20 protein-coding genes are annotated in these 17,699 nt (G+C 73.4%); 17 read left to right on the forward strand and 3 right to left on the reverse strand.

Annotation, left to right across the window (positions count from 1 at the left end; all coding sequences use genetic code 11):
* Nucleotides 1–15: 15 nt before the first annotated feature.
* The 8 genes from J2S41_RS07915 (at nt 16) to J2S41_RS07950 (ending at nt 8,166) form a co-directional block, all read left to right on the forward strand.
* The gene (locus J2S41_RS07915; RefSeq protein WP_310364936.1) at nt 16–1,509 is read left to right on the forward strand and encodes an FAD-binding oxidoreductase; all 1,494 of its coding nucleotides are present in this window, start codon (nt 16–18) and stop codon (nt 1,507–1,509) included.
* Between the two features lie 10 nt (nt 1,510–1,519).
* Nucleotides 1,520–2,656 (forward strand): sensor histidine kinase, encoded by a 1,137-nt coding sequence (locus J2S41_RS07920; RefSeq protein ID WP_310364938.1) that lies wholly within the window; start codon nt 1,520–1,522, stop codon nt 2,654–2,656.
* Nucleotides 2,653–3,291: a response regulator gene (locus J2S41_RS07925; protein ID WP_310364941.1), complete on the forward strand. Its 639-nt coding sequence runs from the start codon at nt 2,653–2,655 to the stop codon at nt 3,289–3,291. The genes J2S41_RS07920 and J2S41_RS07925 overlap by 4 nt, the downstream gene beginning before the upstream one ends.
* A 96-nt stretch (nt 3,292–3,387) precedes the next feature.
* Entirely contained in the window at nt 3,388–4,242 is an 855-nt protein-coding gene (locus J2S41_RS07930; RefSeq protein WP_310364943.1) for a S1C family serine protease, read from the forward strand.
* Between the two features lie 17 nt (nt 4,243–4,259).
* The gene (locus J2S41_RS07935) at nt 4,260–5,231 is read left to right on the forward strand and encodes an AAA family ATPase (protein WP_310364946.1); all 972 of its coding nucleotides are present in this window, start codon (nt 4,260–4,262) and stop codon (nt 5,229–5,231) included.
* A complete protein-coding gene (locus J2S41_RS07940; RefSeq protein ID WP_310364948.1) occupies nt 5,232–6,119 on the forward strand; it encodes a DUF58 domain-containing protein in 888 nt (295 codons plus the stop codon).
* Nucleotides 6,116–7,084 carry a VWA domain-containing protein gene (locus tag J2S41_RS07945; RefSeq protein WP_310364949.1) on the forward strand — a complete coding sequence of 323 codons (969 nt, stop codon included), beginning with the start codon at nt 6,116–6,118 and terminating at the stop codon, nt 7,082–7,084. Before J2S41_RS07940 ends, J2S41_RS07945 begins: the two co-directional genes overlap by 4 nt.
* Nucleotides 7,084–8,166: a VWA domain-containing protein gene (locus tag J2S41_RS07950; RefSeq protein WP_310364951.1), complete on the forward strand. Its 1,083-nt coding sequence runs from the start codon at nt 7,084–7,086 to the stop codon at nt 8,164–8,166. Before J2S41_RS07945 ends, J2S41_RS07950 begins: the two co-directional genes overlap by 1 nt.
* Here J2S41_RS07950 and J2S41_RS07955 read toward each other — a convergent pair.
* Entirely contained in the window at nt 8,147–8,539 is a 393-nt protein-coding gene (locus J2S41_RS07955; protein WP_310364954.1) for a barstar family protein, read from the reverse strand. The two genes, J2S41_RS07950 and J2S41_RS07955, sit on opposite strands and share 20 nt — an antisense overlap.
* A gap of 54 nt (nt 8,540–8,593) precedes the next feature.
* On the opposite strand from J2S41_RS07955, the gene J2S41_RS07960 reads away from it, so the two are divergent.
* The 6 genes from J2S41_RS07960 to J2S41_RS07985 all read left to right on the forward strand — a co-directional run bounded on the left by J2S41_RS07960 (nt 8,594) and on the right by J2S41_RS07985 (nt 12,693).
* Nucleotides 8,594–8,977, forward strand: a complete 384-nt coding sequence (locus tag J2S41_RS07960; protein ID WP_310364957.1) for an SseB family protein — start codon at nt 8,594–8,596, stop codon at nt 8,975–8,977.
* Nucleotides 8,978–9,029: 52 nt separating this feature from the next.
* Complete coding sequence (locus J2S41_RS07965) at nt 9,030–9,965, forward strand: 5,10-methylenetetrahydrofolate reductase (protein WP_310364961.1); 936 nt, start codon at nt 9,030–9,032, stop codon at nt 9,963–9,965.
* A gap of 156 nt (nt 9,966–10,121) precedes the next feature.
* The gene (locus J2S41_RS07970; protein ID WP_310364963.1) at nt 10,122–10,790 is read left to right on the forward strand and encodes a lytic polysaccharide monooxygenase auxiliary activity family 9 protein; all 669 of its coding nucleotides are present in this window, start codon (nt 10,122–10,124) and stop codon (nt 10,788–10,790) included.
* A 78-nt stretch (nt 10,791–10,868) separates the two neighbouring features.
* On the forward strand, nt 10,869–11,111 hold the full coding sequence (locus J2S41_RS07975; protein WP_310364966.1) for a TFIIB-type zinc ribbon-containing protein: 243 nt from the start codon (nt 10,869–10,871) through the stop codon (nt 11,109–11,111).
* A gap of 130 nt (nt 11,112–11,241) precedes the next feature.
* Nucleotides 11,242–11,562: an STAS domain-containing protein gene (locus J2S41_RS07980; RefSeq protein ID WP_310364969.1), complete on the forward strand. Its 321-nt coding sequence runs from the start codon at nt 11,242–11,244 to the stop codon at nt 11,560–11,562.
* 96 nt (nt 11,563–11,658) lie between these two features.
* Nucleotides 11,659–12,693 (forward strand): hypothetical protein, encoded by a 1,035-nt coding sequence (locus tag J2S41_RS07985; protein ID WP_310364971.1) that lies wholly within the window; start codon nt 11,659–11,661, stop codon nt 12,691–12,693.
* Here J2S41_RS07985 and J2S41_RS07990 read toward each other — a convergent pair.
* On the reverse strand, nt 12,656–13,372 hold the full coding sequence (locus tag J2S41_RS07990) for a TioE family transcriptional regulator (RefSeq protein WP_310364973.1): 717 nt from the start codon (nt 13,370–13,372) through the stop codon (nt 12,656–12,658). The genes J2S41_RS07985 and J2S41_RS07990 overlap by 38 nt on opposite strands.
* A 60-nt stretch (nt 13,373–13,432) precedes the next feature.
* Between J2S41_RS07990 and J2S41_RS07995 the strand changes: the two genes are divergently transcribed.
* A complete protein-coding gene (locus tag J2S41_RS07995) occupies nt 13,433–15,016 on the forward strand; it encodes a DUF6194 family protein (protein ID WP_310364974.1) in 1,584 nt (527 codons plus the stop codon).
* A 50-nt stretch (nt 15,017–15,066) separates the two neighbouring features.
* Nucleotides 15,067–16,074: a threonine ammonia-lyase gene (locus tag J2S41_RS08000; protein WP_310364976.1), complete on the forward strand. Its 1,008-nt coding sequence runs from the start codon at nt 15,067–15,069 to the stop codon at nt 16,072–16,074.
* Here the strand turns inward: J2S41_RS08000 and J2S41_RS08005 are convergent.
* Nucleotides 16,064–17,410, reverse strand: coding sequence for a glycoside hydrolase family 16 protein (locus tag J2S41_RS08005; protein WP_310364978.1), 1,347 nt, complete (start codon nt 17,408–17,410; stop codon nt 16,064–16,066). The two genes, J2S41_RS08000 and J2S41_RS08005, sit on opposite strands and share 11 nt — an antisense overlap.
* Before the next feature lie 134 nt (nt 17,411–17,544).
* On the opposite strand from J2S41_RS08005, the gene J2S41_RS08010 reads away from it, so the two are divergent.
* The gene (locus tag J2S41_RS08010; RefSeq protein WP_310364981.1) at nt 17,545–17,667 is read left to right on the forward strand and encodes a hypothetical protein; all 123 of its coding nucleotides are present in this window, start codon (nt 17,545–17,547) and stop codon (nt 17,665–17,667) included.
* Nucleotides 17,668–17,699 lie beyond the last annotated feature (32 nt).

The raw sequence follows: 17,699 nt of genomic DNA on the forward strand, positions 1-17,699 counted from the left end.
CGGCACGCTGACGGCATGACAGAACTCAGCCGCCGTACCCTGCTCGCCGCCGCGGCCGGTGCGCCCGCCGCCGCGCTCCCCGCGACCGCGGCCGTGGCCGCACCGCCCGCATCGCCCGCGCCGGTGGTCATCCGTCCCGGTGACCGCCGCTACGACGGCCTGCTGCGCGGCAACAACTGGCGCTTCACCGGTGCGCCGGACGAGATCCGGATCGCGTCGTCCACCGCGGACGTGGTGCGCGCGGTCTCGGACGCGGTCCGGACCGGCCGGCGCATCGCCCCGCGCAGCGGCGGGCACTGCTTCGAGGACTTCACCGCCGACCCGGCCGTACGCATGCTGCTCGACCTCAAGCCGATGAACGCGGTCGGCTGGGACGCGGACCGGCGCGCGCACGTGGTCGAGCCCGGCGCCACGCTCGGCGAGGTCTACCGCGCGCTGTTCACCCGGTCCGGCGTGACCGTCCCGGGCGGCAGCTGTCCCGAGGTCGGCGCCGGCGGCCACGTCGCGGGCGGCGGGTACGGCCCGCTGTCCCGCCGCTACGGCTCGGTCGTCGACCACCTCTACGGCGTGGAGGTGGTGGTGCCGGACGCCGCGCGAGGCGCCCGCGCGATCGTCGCCACCCGCGAGCCGGGCGATCCGCACCGCGACCTGTGGTGGGCGCACACCGGCGCCGGCGGCGGCAGCTTCGGCGTGGTCACGAAGTATCTGCTCCGCGACCTGCCGCCGGTGCCGCGCACGATGCTGCAACACGTGATCGTCTGGTCCTGGGAGGGGATGACCGAGGCCGCGCTGACCGGCCTGGTCCGCAACTTCGGCACCTGGCACGAGCGGCACAGCGCGCCCGGCACCCCGGAGTGCGGCGTCTACGGGATTCTCGACGTCGCGCACCGCAGCGCCGGCACGGTCATGCTGGTCGCGCAGATCGACGCGGACCTGCCGGACGCGGGCGCGCTGGTCGACGGCCTCGTGAGCGCGGTGACCGCGGGCACCGGGCTCACCCCCGTGCTGGACCTGCGCACCAGCATCCCGTGGCTGCACCGGATGACCTGGCCGGGCAGCGGCGAGCCGGGCGACGTGCTGGTCCGCCGCTACAAGATCAAGGCCGCGTACCTGCGGCGCGGCTACACCGAGGCGCAGCTGGCCGCGATCTGGCGCCACCTGACCGGCGCCTACGGCGGCGGCACCCTGCTCATCGGGTACGGCGGGCAGGCCAACGCGGTCGCGCCGGACGCCACCGCGATCGCGCAGCGGTCGGCCGTGATGAAGGCGATCTGCCAGTCGGTCTGGCGCGAGGAGGCGCACGACGACGCGATGATCGCCTGGGTACGCGACATCTACCGGGACGTGTTCGGCGACGTGCCCGCGGACGGCTCCTACATCAACTATCCGGACACGGACCTGCCGCGCACGGCGTTCTACGGCGCGAACTACCCACGGCTGCGGCGGGTGAAGTCGCGGTACGACCCGGCGAACGTGTTCCGGCACGGGCTGTCCGTCGAGCCGCTATAGATTGACCGCCATGAGGTGGTGGCCGTACGCGCTGCTCGCCGTGCTCGCGGCCGTCCAGGTGCACTCGCCGGTCGCGCTGGCGCTGTGCGCGCTGACCGCCGCGTGGATGCTCCAGCCGTGGTGGCGCGGCAGCGCGCTCGTGGTCGGCCTGATCGCGCTGAACGCGCTGCTGGTGCTGGCCACGCCGTGGTTCGGCCTGTTCACCCCGGTCTCCTACGTGTACACGTTCCGGCTGCTGCCGTGGCCGTGGCAGCCCGTCGGCGTGGGCGCGGTGGCGGTGATCGCCGGCGCCGCGCAGGCGTCCAACGTGGACGGCACGCTGCTGTCCGCCGCGGTGGTGGCGGGCAACGTCGTACCCATGTGCGCGTTCGCGTTCTTCGTCCGGCGCGCCACCGAGCACGAGCGGGACCGCGAGCGCGCGCTGGCCGAGGCGGAGGAGGCGAACCGCCGCCTGGCCGCGTCGCTGGCCGAGAACGCGGCGCTGCAAGAGCGGTTGCTCGCCCAGGCCCGGGACGCGGCGGTCCGCGACGAGCGGCAGCGCATGGCCCGGGAGATCCACGACACGCTCGCCCAGGGCCTGACCGGCATCATCAGCCAGCTGCGCGCGGCCTCGCACGTGGCCGGCGACCCGGCACGCTGGCGGCGGCACGTCGACGCCGCGACCGCGCTGGCCGCCGAGAGCCTGACCGAGGCACGGCGCTCCGTGCACGCGCTGCGCCCGGAGCCGCTGCGCGCCGCGCGGCTGGTCGAGGCACTGGACGCGGTCGCCGCGCGCTGGTCCGCGCTGCACGGCGTCCCGGTCCGGGTCAGCACCACCGGCACGCCGCTGCCGATCCCGCCGGAGGCGGAGGACGCGCTGCTGCGCGTGGCCCAGGAGGCGCTGACCAACGTGGCCCGGCACGCGCACGCGACCCGCGTCGGCGTGACGCTGTCCTTCCTGGACACCGAGGCCGCGCTGGACATCCGCGACGACGGCCGCGGCTTCCCGGCCCGCGGCGACTCCGGCGCGGATTCCGGCGGCGGTTTCGGGTTGATCGGGATGCGGCAGCGGATGGAGGATCTGTCCGGCACGCTGCGCATCGAGTCCGAGCCGGGCGCGGGCACCGGCATCTCCGCCCGCGTGCCCGTGAAGGGAGACCCGCCGTGACCCCGATCCGGCTGCTGATCGTGGACGACCACCCGATCGTGCGCGACGGCCTGGTCAGCCTCTTCGACGGCGACCCCGGCTTCACCGTGCTCGGCGAGGCCGCGGACGGCGCCGAGGCGGTCCGGCTGGCCCGCGCGCTGCGGCCCGACGTGGTCCTGATGGACCTGCGCATGCCCGGCACCGACGGTCTGACCGCCACCCGCGAGCTGGCCGGCGAGGTCCGCGTGCTGGTGCTGACCACGTACGACACCGACCACCACGTGCTCCCCGCGATCGAGGCGGGCGCCGTCGGCTACCTGCTCAAGGACGCCTCCCGAGAGGACCTGACCCGCGCGGTCCGCGCCGCCGCGCGCGGCGAGGCCGTCCTCGCCCCGTCCGTTACCGCGCGGCTGATGGACCGGGTCCGCAAGCCGCCGCCGAGCCCGCTCAGCGCCCGGGAGATCGAGGTGCTGGCGCTGGTCGCGGCCGGCGCCACCAATCGCGAGATCGCCGCCCAGCTCTTCCTGACCGAGGCCACGGTCAAGTCCCACACGCTCAACATCTACACGAAGCTCGGCGTCAACGACCGCGCCGCCGCCGTCACCGAGGCCTTCCACCGCGGCCTGCTGACCCCCCGCCCGCCCGATTTCGGGTGAACCTCGGTACGAGTCCCGGGCCGTTCACCGGGTTCCGCTACGTAGCGTATGCAACTTGCCTGGCGGAGGGCCGGGTGAGGCTCCTACAGTCGGTGGATGCAGACCGACCGTCGGGCGCCGGTGGTGATGACCGTGCTGCGTGAGACCGGGGGCGGTGAGGCGCCGCCCGCGGAGGCCGGTGCGCCGGCGGGGCGGGCCCGGTGGCCGCGGCTCGACCGGCGCCGGGTGCTGATTCTCGCGCTCGCGGCCTGGGCGGTGGTGATCACCGGGCTGGTGGTGCTGCAGGGGACGCGCGGCGAGCCGGAGGCCGCGCCGGTGGCGCCGTCGCCGTCGCCGAGCGCGTCCGAGGGGCCGCTCGGTGTGCCGGAGATCTACGGGGCGGTGCTGCCGTCCGTGGTCCGGATAACCGCGGGACGGTCGACCGGGACCGGCGTGCTGGCGAACGCGGACGGCACCATCCTGACGGCACACCATGTGGTCGACGGCGCCGGGACGATCACGGTCACCTACGCGGACGGCAGCGAGGCCGGTGCGTCGGTGGCGCGGGCGGACCCGGCCATGGACATCGCGGTGCTGACGCCGGAGCGGCTGCCGGAGACGCTGGTCCCGGCCACGCTCGGCGGCGCGGCGGGCGTCGGCGACCCGGTGGTGGCGATCGGCAACCCGCTCGGGCTGACCGCGTCCACCACCAGCGGCGTCGTCTCCGGTCTCGAGCGGACGCTCGATCGTGGGAACGATCCGGACATGGCGGGACTCATCCAGTTCGACGCGGCGGTCAACCCGGGCAGCTCGGGCGGGCCGCTGATCAACGACCGGGCGGAGGTGGTGGGCATCGTGGTGGCGCTGGCCAACCCGACCGACGCGGACACCTTCATCGGCATCGGCTTCGCGGTCCCGATCGGGGCCGCGCTCGGCGCCGTCGAGGGCGACGGCCAGGCACCGCCCCTGTGAGCGTGAGGAGAGACCACATGCCGGACGCCGGACCGATCGAGCAGGTGCTCTACGAGGTCAAGAAGACCATCGTGGGCCAGGACCCGCTGCTCGAACGGCTGGTCGTGGCGCTGCTCGCGCGCGGCCACATCCTGGTCGAGGGCGTGCCCGGCCTGGCCAAGACGCTCGCGGTGAAGTCCCTCGCGGAGGCGATCGGCGGCGCGTTCCACCGGGTGCAGTTCACGCCGGACCTGGTGCCGGCGGACATCCTCGGCACCCGCGTCTACCACCAGCCGACCGGCGAGTTCCAGGTGTCGCTCGGCCCGGTGTTCACCAACCTGCTGCTCGCCGACGAGATCAACCGCGCGCCGGCGAAGGTGCAGAGCGCGCTGCTGGAGGTCATGCAGGAACGGCAGGTCACCATCGGCCGCGAGACGCACCGGGTGCCGAACCCGTTCCTGGTGATGGCCACCCAGAACCCGATCGAGAGCGAGGGTACGTATCCGCTGCCCGAGGCGCAGACCGACCGGTTCATGATGAAGGTGCTGGTCGGCTACCCGAGCGTGACCGAGGAGTTCGTGATCGTCGAGCGGGCGCTGTCCCCGGCCGCGGTCATCCAGCGGATCATCGACCCGGAGACGCTGGTCGGGCTCCAGGAGCGGGCCGACCGGGTCTACGTGGACCCGTCGCTGATCGAGTTCGCGGTCAACCTGGCGCACGCCACCCGCGAGCCGGGCCGGATCGGCCTGGACGACCTCGCCCGGTACGTCACCTACGGCGCCTCGCCGCGCAGCTCGATCAGCCTGGTGCTGGCCGGGCGGGCGCTGGCGTTCGTCCGCGGGCGCGACTACGTCGTACCCGGGGATCTGCTGGATCTGGCTCCGGACGTGCTGCGGCATCGGCTCGTCCTGTCCTATGAGGCGCTCTCCGACGACGTCACCGCGGACCTGATCCTGCAGAAGATCCTGGCCAACCTGCCGGTGCCCGAGCCGGCGGGCCGGGGACGATAGATGGCCTCCGCACCGGACCGGTTGCTGCGGCGCCTGGAGTGGCGGCTCGGCCGCCGGCTCGACGGGCGGCTCCAGGGCGCCTACCGCACGGTGTGGCACGGCACCGGGCTGGACTTCACCGACCTGCGCGCCTACACCGCGGAGGACGACGTCCGGCACATCGACTGGAACGTGACCGCGCGCCTGGACGAGCCGTACGTCCGGCAGTACACGGAGGACCGTGAGCTGACCGCGTGGCTGGTCGTGGACCGGTCCGCGTCCATGCGGTTCGGCCCGGCCGAGCAGGGCAAGGACTCGGTCGCGGCGGAGCTGTCGGTCAGCCTGGCGCGGCTGGTGTCGCAGGGCGGCAACCGGGTCGGCGCGATCCTCTACGACAACGACGACCAGCGGGTCATCCCGCCGCGCGGCGGGCGCGACCAGATCCTCCGCATCGCCGGCGAGCTGATCAGGCCGCGCGCCGGGACGGCCGGGCGGACCACGGACCTGGCCGGGATGCTCGCGCTGGCCGCGGCCACCACGCGGCAGCGCCGCAGCCTGATCTTCGTGGTGTCGGACTTCATCGGCGACCTCGGCTGGGAGAAGCCGCTGGCCATGCTCACCCACCGGCACGAAGTGGTGGTCGTGCGCGTGGTCGACCCGGCCGAGCTGTCGCTGCCGGACGTGGGTCTGGTGCTGGTCGAGGACGCGGAGACCGGCGAGCAGGTGCTGGTCGACACCAGCGACCCGCTGCTGCGCCGCCGGCTCGCCGAGGAGGTCGACGGCCGCGAGTCGGCCGTGGCGACCGCGATGCGCCGGGCCGGCGTGGCCGCCCACCGGATCACCACCGATCAGGACCTGCTCGACGCGCTGCTGTCGATGACCAGGACCTCCGGGAGGGTACGCCGATGACGGTGCTCTACCCGGCCGTGCTCGCGGTCGCGGCACTGCTGACCGGCGCGGCGATCTGGGCGTACGTGACGCTGGCCCGCCGCCGTACCCGCGTGCTGGTCTCTGTGGGCCTGTCCGCCCCGGGCGACCGGCGCGCGGCCGTCCGGCGCCACCTGCCGTGGGCGCTGCTGCTCGCCGCGCTGCCGATCATGCTGGTCGGGCTCGCGCGGCCGCAGGCGGAGGTGGCCGTGCCGCGGGTGTCCGGCACCGTCGTGCTCGCGTTCGACATCTCCAACAGCATGGCCGCGGACGACGTCAGCCCGACCCGGCTCGGCGCCGCCCAGGCCGCGGCCGGCGAGTTCGTGCGCCGCCAGCCCGACTCGGTCGACGTGGGCGTGGTGGTCTTCGGCGACCAGGCGCTCACCACGCAGGCGCCGACCGCCGACCACGACCTGGCGGTGGCCGCGATCGACCGGGCCAGGGCCGGCGGCGGCACCTCGCTCGGCCAGGCCATCATGGTGTCGCTCGGCGCGATCACCGGCCGCCCGGTCGTGCTGCCGCCGGACGGCGGGCCGGCGCCCGACCTCGGCTACTGGCCGTCCGCCACGATCGTGGTCTTCTCCGACGGCGAGGAGACCGGTGGCCCGGACGTCGAGGCCGCCGCGAACCTGGCCGCGTCCGCGGGCGTGCGCATCCAGACCGTCGGCGTCGGCACGCCCGAGGGCGCCACCGTGGAGGTCGACGGGTACCGGCTGACCACCGTGCTGGACGAGACGCTGCTGACCGCGATCGCGCAGGTCAGCGGCGGCGCCTACCACACCGCGGGGGACGCGGAGGCGCTCGCGGACACCACCGGCGGCATCGACCTGCGGCTGACCACGACGAAGGAGCCGGTCGAGCTGACCGCGCCGTTCGCCGGGGTCGCGCTGCTGCTGCTCGCCGCCGGGGCACTGCTCAGCACCCGCTGGCACGGAAGGATCATCTGATGTCCGTCGGCTGGCCGCTGGGCTTCCTCGCGCTGCTGATCGTGCCGCTGCTGCTGCTCGCCCGCTGGTGGCTGAACCGGCGCCGCAGACGCGCCGCGCTCCGGGTCTCCAGCGTGGCGCTGATCCGGGCCGCGCTGCCCGCCCGGCCGTCGTGGCGCCGCCGGGTACCCGTGATCCTGTTCCTGGCCGGCCTGGCCGCGCTGGCCGGCGGCCTGACCCGGCCGCAGGCGTCGATCGCGGTGCCGACCAACCAGTCGGCGATCCTGCTGGCGATCGACGTGTCCGGCTCGATGTGCACCACGGACATCGCGCCGAACCGGCTGGCGGTCGCGGCGGACGCGGCGCGCGAGTTCATCCGCGCGCAACGCGACGGCACCCGGATCGGGCTGGTCGCGTTCTCCGGCATCTCCGGGCTGCTGGTCGCGCCGACCGAGGACAAGGAGGCGCTGCTCGCCGCGATCGACGGGCTCAAGACCGCCCGCGGCACCGCCATCGGCCAGGCCATCCTGACCGCGATCGACGCGATAGCGGAGATCAACCCGAACGTGGCGGCCACCGGCGTCGACCTGGGGGACCCGCCGGCGGGCGACCTCGGCGCGTACCAGCCGGACACGATCGTGGTGCTCACCGACGGCGCGAACAGCACCGGCGTCGACCCGGTCACCGCGGCCGAGCAGGCCGCCGCGCGCCGGCTGCGGATATTCACGATCGGCTTCGGTACGACCGAGCCGGCGCAGATGGTGTGCACACCGGACCAGATCGGCACGGACGCGTTCAGCGGGCGGCGCGGGCCGGGCGGGCGCGACCCCGGCTGGGGCAGCGGCAGCGGCGGCCGGCGGATCCAGGAGATCGACGAGGAGGCGCTGACCGCGGTCGCGGACCTGACCGGTGGGCGCTACTTCAAGGCGGAGGACTCCGAGCAGCTCACCGACGTGCTGGGCGACCTGCCCCGGGAGATCGGGCTGCAGCGGGAGGACGTGGAGATCACGTTCTGGTTCCTGCTGGCCGGGGCGGCGCTGGTGGGCGCGGGGGCCGGGCTGTCGCTGTGGTGGAACCGAGGGCTCACGCCGGTGCGTCGATAGGCGGCTGCACCAGGCAGGACAGGTGCTGCCCGTGCCGCGCGGCCGCCGCGCACCACTCTCCGATGATCTCCAGGGCGGCGCGGGCGGTGGCCGGCCGGGCCTCGGCGAACCCGTCATAACCGACGAAGGCCACGGCGAGCCCGTCCTTGGCGCGCTCCTGTCGGACGAGGTCGTTCAGGCAGTCGGTCAGCGCGTCGAGGGTCCCGCCGTAGTGGTCCGGGAAGTCCAGTGCCGCCGCTATCTCCCGGTGGAAGTCGCCGTCCTCGGTCCAGCCGGAGGCGTCGAGCCGGACCACGCGCTGTCCCCGGGCGCGCAGCGACGCCGCCACCGCGTCCAGCACCACGACTTCGAGGAACGGACGCACGTGAGTCATGGCCCCGACCATAGCCAAATATTGATGTTGTCGCAGGCCCTATAGTCCGTGGACATGAGCGATTCGCCACTGTCCGACGCCTTGGCCGCGTATGCCGGAAATCGGACGGATGAGAACTGGGCGCGGTTCGTCGCCGTGTTCCGTAACTCGATCGTGGGCGCGGTCGGCGCCGGCCCGGTCTCCGGTGGCCGGTCCGGCGCCGGGTTCGGCGTGGGCCGCACCACGCACGGCGACGGGCTGCCGCGCATCCTGACGTTCGCCGACCCGCCGGTCTACGCGCGCACGTTCGGGCAGCACTTCACCGTGGGCGTACCCGGCTCGGTGCTGCTGGAGATGGCCGCCGGCGACCCGGACTGCGCCGGCATCCTGGTCAACAGCGCCACCTCGGAGACCAGCGTCGTGATCACCCGGGAGGCGGCCGAGGCCGCGCTCGACTGATCCGTGGGACACGTTGGTCAGAAGCAGATCACCCTCGGTAGGGTTGACGGCTATGTCCGACACCTCGTCCCGGCCGAGCCTCCGCCAGATGATCGAGACGGGCGGGGAGCCCCTGCTGGTGGGCATCACGCCGCCGCGCCGCTCCGCCGCACCCGAGCAGGTGGCGGAGATCGCCGAGCGCACGCTGGAGCGGCTCGCCGCCGTCGACGTGGACGGGCTCATCCTCTACGACATCGACGACGAGAGCGACCGCAACCCGGAGCAGCGGCCGTTCCCGTACCTGCCGACCATGGACCCGGCCGCGTTCCACGACACGCACCTCGGCGCGTGGGAGCGCTGCGTGATCGTCTACCGGTGCGTCGGCAAGTACCCCGAGGCCGACCTCGCGGAGTGGCTGCGGGCCGTCGACACCGACCGGGTGCTCAGCGTCTTCGTCGGCGCGTCCTCCGGCGACAAGCCGGTGCACACGCACCTGGGCCAGGCGCACGCGCTGCGCCGGGAGATCCGCGACGAGTTGTCGCTCGGCGCGGTCACCATCACCGAGCGGTACACCCGCCGCGGCGACGAGCACCTGCGCATGCTGGACAAGCAGGAGCGCGGCGTCGCGTTCTTCATCTCCCAGGTGGTGTACGACGTCGGCGCCACCAAGAGCATGCTCAGCGACTACTTCTACGCGTGCCGGGAGCGCGGCGTGGCGCCCCGGCCGGTGATCCTCACGCTCTCGGTCTGCGGCTCGGTCAAGACGCTGGAGTTCCTCCAGTGGCTCGGCGTGGACGTGCCGCGCTGGCTGGAGAACACGCTGCGGCACGCGCAGGACCCGCTGACCGAGTCGTACGAGCAGTGCGTGGCCAATGCGCGCGAGCTCATCGCGTTCTGCCGCCGCCTGGGCCTGCCGTTCGGCTTCAACGTGGAGAGCGTGTCCAGCCGCAAGGTCGAGATCGAGGCCTCCGTCGCGCTGGCCGCGGAGATCCGGACGCTGCTCGGCTGACCGACGTACCGTGGAGGGATCGGGCCGGCGGCCCGGTCCCTCCCTCTTTGGCGCCGTAACCGCGTCAAATAGATCAATATTGATATTTATGAACTTTGATGCAATGCTCCTGGAAGCGCTCCCAACCATGATGCGCGCCGAAACGGAGGATGCACCATGAGTTCACCCACGACCGGGTCCTCCCGGTCAGCCGCCCGCCACCCACTCCGGGCGCTCGTCCTGTTGCTGACCCTGGTCGCGGTCGTGCTGCCCTGGAGCGGTGTCGCTCAGGCGCACGGCACCATCGTCGGCCCGGCCACCCGGCAGTACCAGTGCTGGCAGGCCTGGGGCAGCAACCACACCAACCCGGCCATGCAGCAGCAGGACCCCATGTGTTACCAGGCGTTCCAGGCGAACCCGGACACCATGTGGAACTGGATGAGCGCGCTCCGGGACGGCCTCGGTGGCCAGTTCCAGGCCCGCACGCCGGACGGCCAGCTCTGCTCCAACGGCCTCTCCCGCAACAGCAGCCTGGACACCCCGGGCGCGTGGAAGACCACGCCGATCAGCAACAACTTCACCGTCCACCTGTACGACCAGGCGAGTCACGGCGCTGACTACTTCCGCGTCTACGTGAGCAAGCAGGGGTTCAACCCGGCCACCCAGCGCCTCGGCTGGGGCAACCTCGACTTCATCACGCAGACCGGACGGTACGCGCCGGCCCAGGACATCCGCTTCAACGTGTCCACCTCCGGCTACACCGGCCACCACATCGTGTTCGTCATCTGGCAGGCCTCGCACCTCGACCAGGCCTACATGTGGTGCAGTGACGTGACCTTCTCCTGATCCATCCCCACCCTCGCCACTCCGGCTCCGGGCGCCACCGCCCAGGGCCGGAGTGGCGCTTTTCGTTCCGGTTCCGGGGTGATCGGACGTCGGCTCGGCGGCGGAAATCGGCCGGTGGGGTCGCCCGCGGTGGGGGCCGCGCTCGACCGGCTCGGGGTCGGGCATCCCGGTGGCTACACCCACGAGATCGTCTTTCGGCGCTGCCCGGCCTGCGGTGAGCGCAACATCGTCCGCGACGGCGACTTCACCTGCGCGCTGTGCGACGGTGACCTGCCCGCGGAGTGGAACGTCGACGAGGTGGCCGGACGCGGCCACGGCTGATCGGGGAGACGCGGGGCCGGGGCGAATGTGTCCGACTCGCAACACGGTTAACGGCGTCCGGGGGCGGATTCGTTAACCTGCGGGCCATACCGTGTCCGCCCGATGGTCTCCTCGGAAGGCAGTCAGGGACATGATGCTCGACGTCTCCACGCGCGCTGACGGCAGCCTGGTCATCCGCGCCAGCGGCGACGTGGGCGTGGAGAACGCGGTGCACCTCCGGCGGGCGCTGGTGCACGCGGTGCGCCGGACCCGGCCACTGCGCCTGATCCTCGATCTCGCCGGCGTCGCGTCCGTCGATTCGATAGGCGTGGGTACGTTCGCGGCCACCTGTGCGCTCGCGGACGTGCACCAGGTGGCGGTGTTCTTCGACGATCCGGCGCCGGAACTCGCGGCGCGACTGGCCACCGCCGGCGTGCCGCCGTGGCGACTGCGCCGTTCGGAGTGGGGCTGAGGCTTCGGGTGCGTCACCGGAACCACACCACGGGCGTACCGATCGTTCGTTTCCGGGACATTCGGGTGATCATTTGGCGCATCTATATTCCCGTCCATGAATCCTACCAAGGCGATCGCCACCGCACTGATCACCACCGGGGTCGCGGTGTTCGCGGCCGTCGCACCGGCCTCGGCCGCGCCGAGCCGGGCGGAGCTGGCGCTGCGCTGGGCGCCGATCCACCACCAGGACGTCGACCAGACCGGTGGGCACGCGCTGGGCGGCAAATCCGACTACATCACCCGCGTCGACTTCGACGGCGACCTCAACGGCCGCAACAACTGGGACAACACCGGGGCCGGCAACGCGGACCTCTCCGCGGCCGCGTACTACTCGGTGTCCGAGACCAGCTCGCACTGGTTCATCACCTACCTCTTCTTCCACCCGCGCGACTGGGTCGACCACCCGTTCTTCGAGACCGAGCACGAGAACGACGGCGAGGGCGTCATGCTCGCCATCGAGAAGAACGGCACCGACTACGGCGTGCTGCGCTCCGCGGTGACGGTGGCGCACAGCGACTTCTTCTCGTACCTGCCGGCCGGCAGCTCCTGGACCGGCGGGCGGGAGAACAGCGACGGCACGCTCCAGCTCGCGTCCTCGCCGCACGACTCGTTCCAGCACCCGGTCACCGCGCAGGAGACCCAGGGGCACGGGCTGAAGGCGTACCCGCAGTACCAGATCAACGGCGACGGCATCGTCTACTACCCGTCCACCACCGGCGAGACGCCGAGCGGGCCGGACGACCGGGACGTCAAGTACCGGCTGATCGACATCTTCGCGGGCGGCGGGCTGTGGGCGCAGCGCGCCAACGCCAGCCTCTTCGCGAGCCTGGGCACGTTCGCGGGTGACACCTCGGGCGGCTGCGGCTCCGGCACGTTCAGCTGCGGCACCAACTCGGCGAACGCGCCGTGGGGCTGGGACGACGGCGACGACGTGCCGGTCCGCGGCGAGATCGCGACCGACCCGGCGAAGCTGTCCGCGGAGTACTGGACGATTCCCGGCACGTTCGCGCGGAGCTACACCTACAACCCGTACTCGTCCGCGGCGGCCGCGCTCAAGGCCGCGGAGAGCCTTCCGCGGGTGACCGACTGAGCAGCTCGTCGACGCGCGCGGCCGCGGTCAGCATGGCCCGGCCGCGCGCGGTCAGTCGTTCCCGCCACTGCGCCAGCGAGTCGGCCAGCGCCTCCGTGCCGCCGGACGCGCGGACCCGCGCCGCGACCGTGGCGATGTGGTCCAGCCGGTAACCGCCCCGGCGCAGCAGGTGGGCGAGCTGGGCGTCCCGGACGTCGTCCGCGCCGTACACGCGCTGGCCGGTCCGGTCCCGGGACGGCGTGAGGATGCCGGCGACCTCCCACGTGCGCAGCGTGGCGGGCGTGACGCCGATCCGGTGCGCCAGCTCCCCGATCTGGAGGTTCCCCCGGCCCGGCGGCGGCGTCTCCGCCGCCACGGGGACGGCGATCTCCACCGAGTCCAGCGTCTCCCGGTCGCGGAGCAGCAGCGCATGGCCCGCATCGATGGTGCGCAGCGCCGCGTCGATCTCGCCGCGCACGATCGCCCGCATGATCGTGCGCGCGGTCGCGTGACCGAACGCCGGGACCAGCGCGAGGAACGCCCGCAGCGCCGCCGCATGCCGCTCCGTGTAGACGCGGTATCCGCTGGCGGTCCGCGGCGCCGCCGGCAGCACGCCGTCCGCCTCGTAGTTGCGGATCGCCTGGGCGGACAGCCCGTGCTCCCGGGCCAGATCCACCGGGCGTTGAGACTTGGACACCATGCTCCCGAGGTCGAGGGCTTCAAAGCCTCAATGGGCCCTTCAACGGTACGGTAGAGGTCTATGACCTTCGGATTCTCCCCGCTGTACGCGCTGCTCGACGCCCGCCCGGCCCCGGTGGAGGTGCTCGCGTGCGGCGAGCCCACGCACGGCGAACCGGCGTTCCAGACCCTGCGCAACGAACTGCTGTCCGGGCTCGCCGCGCGCGGCTTCCGGTCGGTCGCGCTGGAGACCGACCGCCTCCGGGCCCGGCTCGTCGACGCCTACGTCCGGCTCCGCACGGACGCGGACCTGGAGACCGTGCTGGCCGACGGGTTCTCCCACGGCTGGGGCGCGTTCCCCGGCAACCGCGAGCTGGTCGTCCGGCTGCGCGAGCACAATCACGGGCTGCCGCCGGAGGAGCGCATCGCGTTCCACGGCTTCGACGCGCCGACCGAGGTGGACTCCGCGCCCAGCCCCCTGCCGTACCTGCTGAGGGCCTTTGATCTGGTCGGCGACCGGATCGCGGCGAGCCGTGCCGAGATCGAGCGGCTGGCCGGCGACGACGCGCGCTGGTCCCGTCCGGACGCGGTGCTGGACCCGGCGAGGTCCCCGGGCACCGGCGCGGACGCGGTCGCGCTGCGCGTCATCGCGGACGACCTGCTCGGCGCGCTCTGGGCCGCGGGCCTGACCGGCGACGTGCCGGACGCGGAGGCCGCGCTCTGGCTGCTGCGGTACCACGCGCAGGCCGCCGCGCCGCTGGAGCTGGGCGAGCGGGTCACGCGCCTGATCGGGCTCCGCGACGCCTGGATGGCGCGCAACCTGGCCGACGTCCGCGAGCGGGAGCGGCGGCGCGGCGCCACGCTGGTCCACTCGCACAACGCCCACCTGCAGCGGCACGGCGCCTCCTGGGACGCGGCCGGGTGGGAGCGCGGCGACCTGCGGCTGCGGTGGAACCCGGCCGGCCGGATCGCCGCGGACCTGTTCGGCGACCGCTACGTGTTCCTGGCCGGCAGCCTCGGCGCCAGCGCCGCCCTGGGGCTCGGCGCGCCGGCGGACGGCACGTTCGAGGCCGCGCTCTCCGACGGGCTGAACGTGGACGTGACGGCGGGCGACCGCGCGGGCCGCGCCGACGCGGTGCACGGCTACTTCCCCCTCACCGCCGAGCTGATCGCGGACGCGGACGCGATCTGGCACGTGCGCGGCGCGGGCTTCGACGGCCCCGGCGAGTCCGAGATCGCCGAGCGGATTCGCGCCATGCCGGGCGTCACCGAGTTCGTGGCGGACGAGGCCGCGGGCGCGCCGCCCGGCAGCAACGGCGACCGGTTCTACTTCGCCGGCGTCGCGCACCGCATGCCGTTCGCCACGATCGTCGCGCACGACACCCCGGGCTTCGACGAGGACTCGCGACTGGACCGGCCCGGCGTGTTCCGGCTCAACATCGCGCTCGGCCGCGCGGAGTTCGCCCGGCGCTTCGGCTACCCGCCCGCGGAGGCGGCCGGCCACCGCGCGGGCGTCGACTTCACCCGCGCCGGCGTGATCATGCCGCATCCGGCGTACGCGGTGCAGGGCTGGGCCGCCGTGCTCAACCCGCCGGTCGCGCTGCTGCCCGAACTGGACGACCTGCTGGACCGCGCGCGGCGCCGCGCCTCCGGGGACCGCCGGTGATCATGAGCCTGTTACGGTGGCCTCCGTCACCCCGGTGAAAGGTGGTCGCCATGACCGACGTGGAGAGCCCGTTGCGGCCGGTCGAGCCGCCCACCGCGGCCGATCTGGACCACGCCCGGCACGTCGTCGCGGCCGAGCTGGCCCCCACGCCGCTGATCCGGCTGCCGCTCGACGACCTGGCCGGTGCGGACGTCTACGCCAAGCTCGAGACGCTGCAGCCGACCGGCTCGTTCAAGGTCCGCGGCGCGCTCGCGGCCGTGTCCGCGGCCGGCGCTGACCAGGCCGGCGTGATCACCGCGTCCGCCGGCAACCACGGGCTCGGCGTCGCCTACGCGGCCACCCGGCTCGGCGTTCCCTGCACCATCGTGGTCCCGGCCAACGCGTCGCCGGCGAAGATCGAGGGTCTTCGCCGGCTCGGCGTGGGGCCGGTGCTGCACGGCGAGTCCTACGACGAGGCCGAGGCGCACGCGCTCACCCTGGCGCGCTCGGGGCCGCCGTTCATCTCCGCCTACAACGACCCGCACGTGATCGCCGGGCAGGCCACCTGCCTGGAGGAGGTCCGCGAGCAACTGCACGGCGGGTTCACCGTGGTGGTGCCGGTCGGCGGCGGCGGCCTGCTCGCCGGCACGGTGCTGGCCGCGCACGGCCCGACCCGCGCCGCCGCCTCGCCCTGGTCGTCCGCGGCCGCGCGGATCCGGGTGATCGGCGTCGAGTCGGCCGCGTCCCGCGCGGTCTCCACCGCCGCCGCGGCCGCCGCGATCACCACGGTCGAGGTCGGCCCCACGCTGGCGGACGGCCTGGCCGGCAACCTGGAGGCCGGGTCTGTCACGCCGGGGCTGGCCGCGGCGCACGGCGTCGAGTTCGCCGCGGTGGGCGAGGAGCACATCGCCGAGGCGGTACGCCTCCTCGCCACCCGCTGCGGCCTGATCGTCGAGGGTGCGGGCGCGGTCGGCCTGGCCGCGCTGCTGGCCGGCGAGGTGGAGCCGGCCGGCCCGGTGGTCCTGCTGCTGACCGGGCGCAACATCGCGGCCGCCGCGCTCTCCGGGCTCATCGTCTGAAGACGAACCAGTCCACGTTGACGAAGTCGGCGGGCTGGCCGCTGCTGAACGTGAGATAGACCGGGTGCCGGCCGGTGACCGCGCTGACGTTGCCCGGCACCTCGCGGAAGCTGCTCCAGCCGCCGGTGTCACCGATCGCGAAGCTGCCGATCGGCGCCGCGGTCGGGCTGTCCACCCGTACCTCCACCAGGCCGCTCACGCCGCCGCCCGCGCCGGAGGACACCCGCGCCAGGAAGTCGCGGGCCGGCGTGCCGCCGAAGTCCACGTCGTCGTAGCGGGCCCAGTCGCCGTTCGCGAGGTGGCCGATCTGGTCCGCGCCGGCCACCACGCCGTTCTGCGCGTCGAACGACTCGGCCTGGATCGTGCTGTACGCACCGCGGGTGCCGCCGACCGGCGGCGGCGTCGTGCCACCGCCGCCCCGGGTGTAGACCGCCACGTAGTCGACCAGCATGGACGCGCCGGAGACGGTGCTCGCGGTGGGCGTGGAGTAGCCGGCCACGCCGTTGGGGAACGCGCCGCCCATCGCCACGTTGAGCAGGATGAAGTAGCCCTGGTGGTCGGTCATCTGCGACCAGTAGGAGCCGATCTGGCTCTGCGAGACCTGGAAGAACTGGACGCCGTCGACGTACCAGCGCAGCAGGTTCGGGCTGACGCTGGTGTCCCACTCGATCGCGTACGTGTGGAAGTTGCCCTGGCAGGCGCTGTTCGGGCAGGCGCGCGTGGCGCCCAGCCCGGTCGTCTCGTTGCACGGCCCGCCCGGGTTGACGCCGCAGTGCAGCGTGCCCCACACCTGGTTGAGGCCGTTGACGTTCTCCATGACGTCCAGCTCGCCGATGCCCGGCCAGTTCCAGTAGTTGCCCCGGTACGGCGCGCCGAGCGCCCAGAACGCGGGCCAGTAGCCGGCCGCGGCCGCGCCGGTCACGTTCGGCATCTGCAGCCGGCCCTCGATCCGGAGCACCCCGCCGGCCGGCGGCTTGAAGTCCGTCCGCTGCGTCTCGATGCGCGAGCTGGTCCACCGTCCCGCGCTGTCGCGCACCGGCGTGATCCGCAGGTTCCCGTTCCCGTCCAGGCCGATGTTCGCGCTGTTCGTGGTGTACGTCTGGATCTCCCCGGTGCCGAACTGGGCCGGCCCGCCCGGATATTGCGTCCCGGTCGTGAAGATCCAGTTGCTGGACGAGGGGAGCGCGTTGGCCGCCCCGGCGAAGTCGTCACTCCACTGCAACGTCCACCCGCTCGGCGTCGGCGGCAGCGACGCCCGCGCCTCCGCCGTCACCGCCACCGTCCCGGCCAGCACCACCGCCGCCAGCCCCGCGGCGACCCTGCGTACCTGCGTCATGGGGCACCTCCGAAAGACGCTGCGAGAGCGCTCTCCCGTTTCTAGCCCGTCAAACGACGTCTGTCAATCCGTCGTGGCCTTCTCCAGCAGCTCGGCCGCGTTTCGGCGAGAGGGTTCGATGTACCCGCGTCGTCATGGTGTCCGCGGCGGTCGCGCCGAACGACATCGCGGCCGGGGCCGGCGACTACCTGATCAAGCCGTTCTCGCCGCGCTTCCCGCGCGCCCGGCTGACCGGATCGCCGTTGTCCCGGGCGTGAGGGTGACGTGCTCTCGCCGCGCCGGGCGGGCG

This window comes from Catenuloplanes atrovinosus (genome assembly GCF_031458235.1).
GTDB classification, from domain to species: Bacteria; Actinomycetota; Actinomycetes; order Mycobacteriales; family Micromonosporaceae; genus Catenuloplanes; species Catenuloplanes atrovinosus.

What these genes read in the sequence shown, in the direction of transcription:
- J2S41_RS07985 (WP_310364971.1), top strand. Translation starts at nt 11,659, where the DNA reads ATGAATCCTACCAAGGCGATCGCCACCGCACTGATCACCACCGGGGTC.
- J2S41_RS07945 (WP_310364949.1), top strand. Translation starts at nt 6,116, where the DNA reads ATGACGGTGCTCTACCCGGCCGTGCTCGCGGTCGCGGCACTGCTGACC.
- J2S41_RS08000 (WP_310364976.1), top strand. Translation starts at nt 15,067, where the DNA reads ATGACCGACGTGGAGAGCCCGTTGCGGCCGGTCGAGCCGCCCACCGCG.
- J2S41_RS07935 (WP_310364946.1), top strand. Translation starts at nt 4,260, where the DNA reads ATGCCGGACGCCGGACCGATCGAGCAGGTGCTCTACGAGGTCAAGAAG.
- J2S41_RS07960 (WP_310364957.1), top strand. Translation starts at nt 8,594, where the DNA reads ATGAGCGATTCGCCACTGTCCGACGCCTTGGCCGCGTATGCCGGAAAT.
- J2S41_RS08010 (WP_310364981.1), top strand. Translation starts at nt 17,545, where the DNA reads ATGGTGTCCGCGGCGGTCGCGCCGAACGACATCGCGGCCGGGGCCGGC.
- J2S41_RS07930 (WP_310364943.1), top strand. Translation starts at nt 3,388, where the DNA reads ATGCAGACCGACCGTCGGGCGCCGGTGGTGATGACCGTGCTGCGTGAG.
- J2S41_RS07980 (WP_310364969.1), top strand. Translation starts at nt 11,242, where the DNA reads ATGATGCTCGACGTCTCCACGCGCGCTGACGGCAGCCTGGTCATCCGC.
- J2S41_RS08005 (WP_310364978.1), bottom strand. Translation starts at nt 17,410, where the DNA reads ATGACGCAGGTACGCAGGGTCGCCGCGGGGCTGGCGGCGGTGGTGCTG.
- J2S41_RS07940 (WP_310364948.1), top strand. Translation starts at nt 5,232, where the DNA reads ATGGCCTCCGCACCGGACCGGTTGCTGCGGCGCCTGGAGTGGCGGCTC.
- J2S41_RS07990 (WP_310364973.1), bottom strand. Translation starts at nt 13,372, where the DNA reads ATGGTGTCCAAGTCTCAACGCCCGGTGGATCTGGCCCGGGAGCACGGG.
- J2S41_RS07955 (WP_310364954.1), bottom strand. Translation starts at nt 8,539, where the DNA reads ATGACTCACGTGCGTCCGTTCCTCGAAGTCGTGGTGCTGGACGCGGTG.
- J2S41_RS07920 (WP_310364938.1), top strand. Translation starts at nt 1,520, where the DNA reads ATGAGGTGGTGGCCGTACGCGCTGCTCGCCGTGCTCGCGGCCGTCCAG.
- J2S41_RS07970 (WP_310364963.1), top strand. Translation starts at nt 10,122, where the DNA reads ATGAGTTCACCCACGACCGGGTCCTCCCGGTCAGCCGCCCGCCACCCA.
- J2S41_RS07915 (WP_310364936.1), top strand. Translation starts at nt 16, where the DNA reads ATGACAGAACTCAGCCGCCGTACCCTGCTCGCCGCCGCGGCCGGTGCG.
- J2S41_RS07995 (WP_310364974.1), top strand. Translation starts at nt 13,433, where the DNA reads ATGACCTTCGGATTCTCCCCGCTGTACGCGCTGCTCGACGCCCGCCCG.
- J2S41_RS07950 (WP_310364951.1), top strand. Translation starts at nt 7,084, where the DNA reads ATGTCCGTCGGCTGGCCGCTGGGCTTCCTCGCGCTGCTGATCGTGCCG.
- J2S41_RS07965 (WP_310364961.1), top strand. Translation starts at nt 9,030, where the DNA reads ATGTCCGACACCTCGTCCCGGCCGAGCCTCCGCCAGATGATCGAGACG.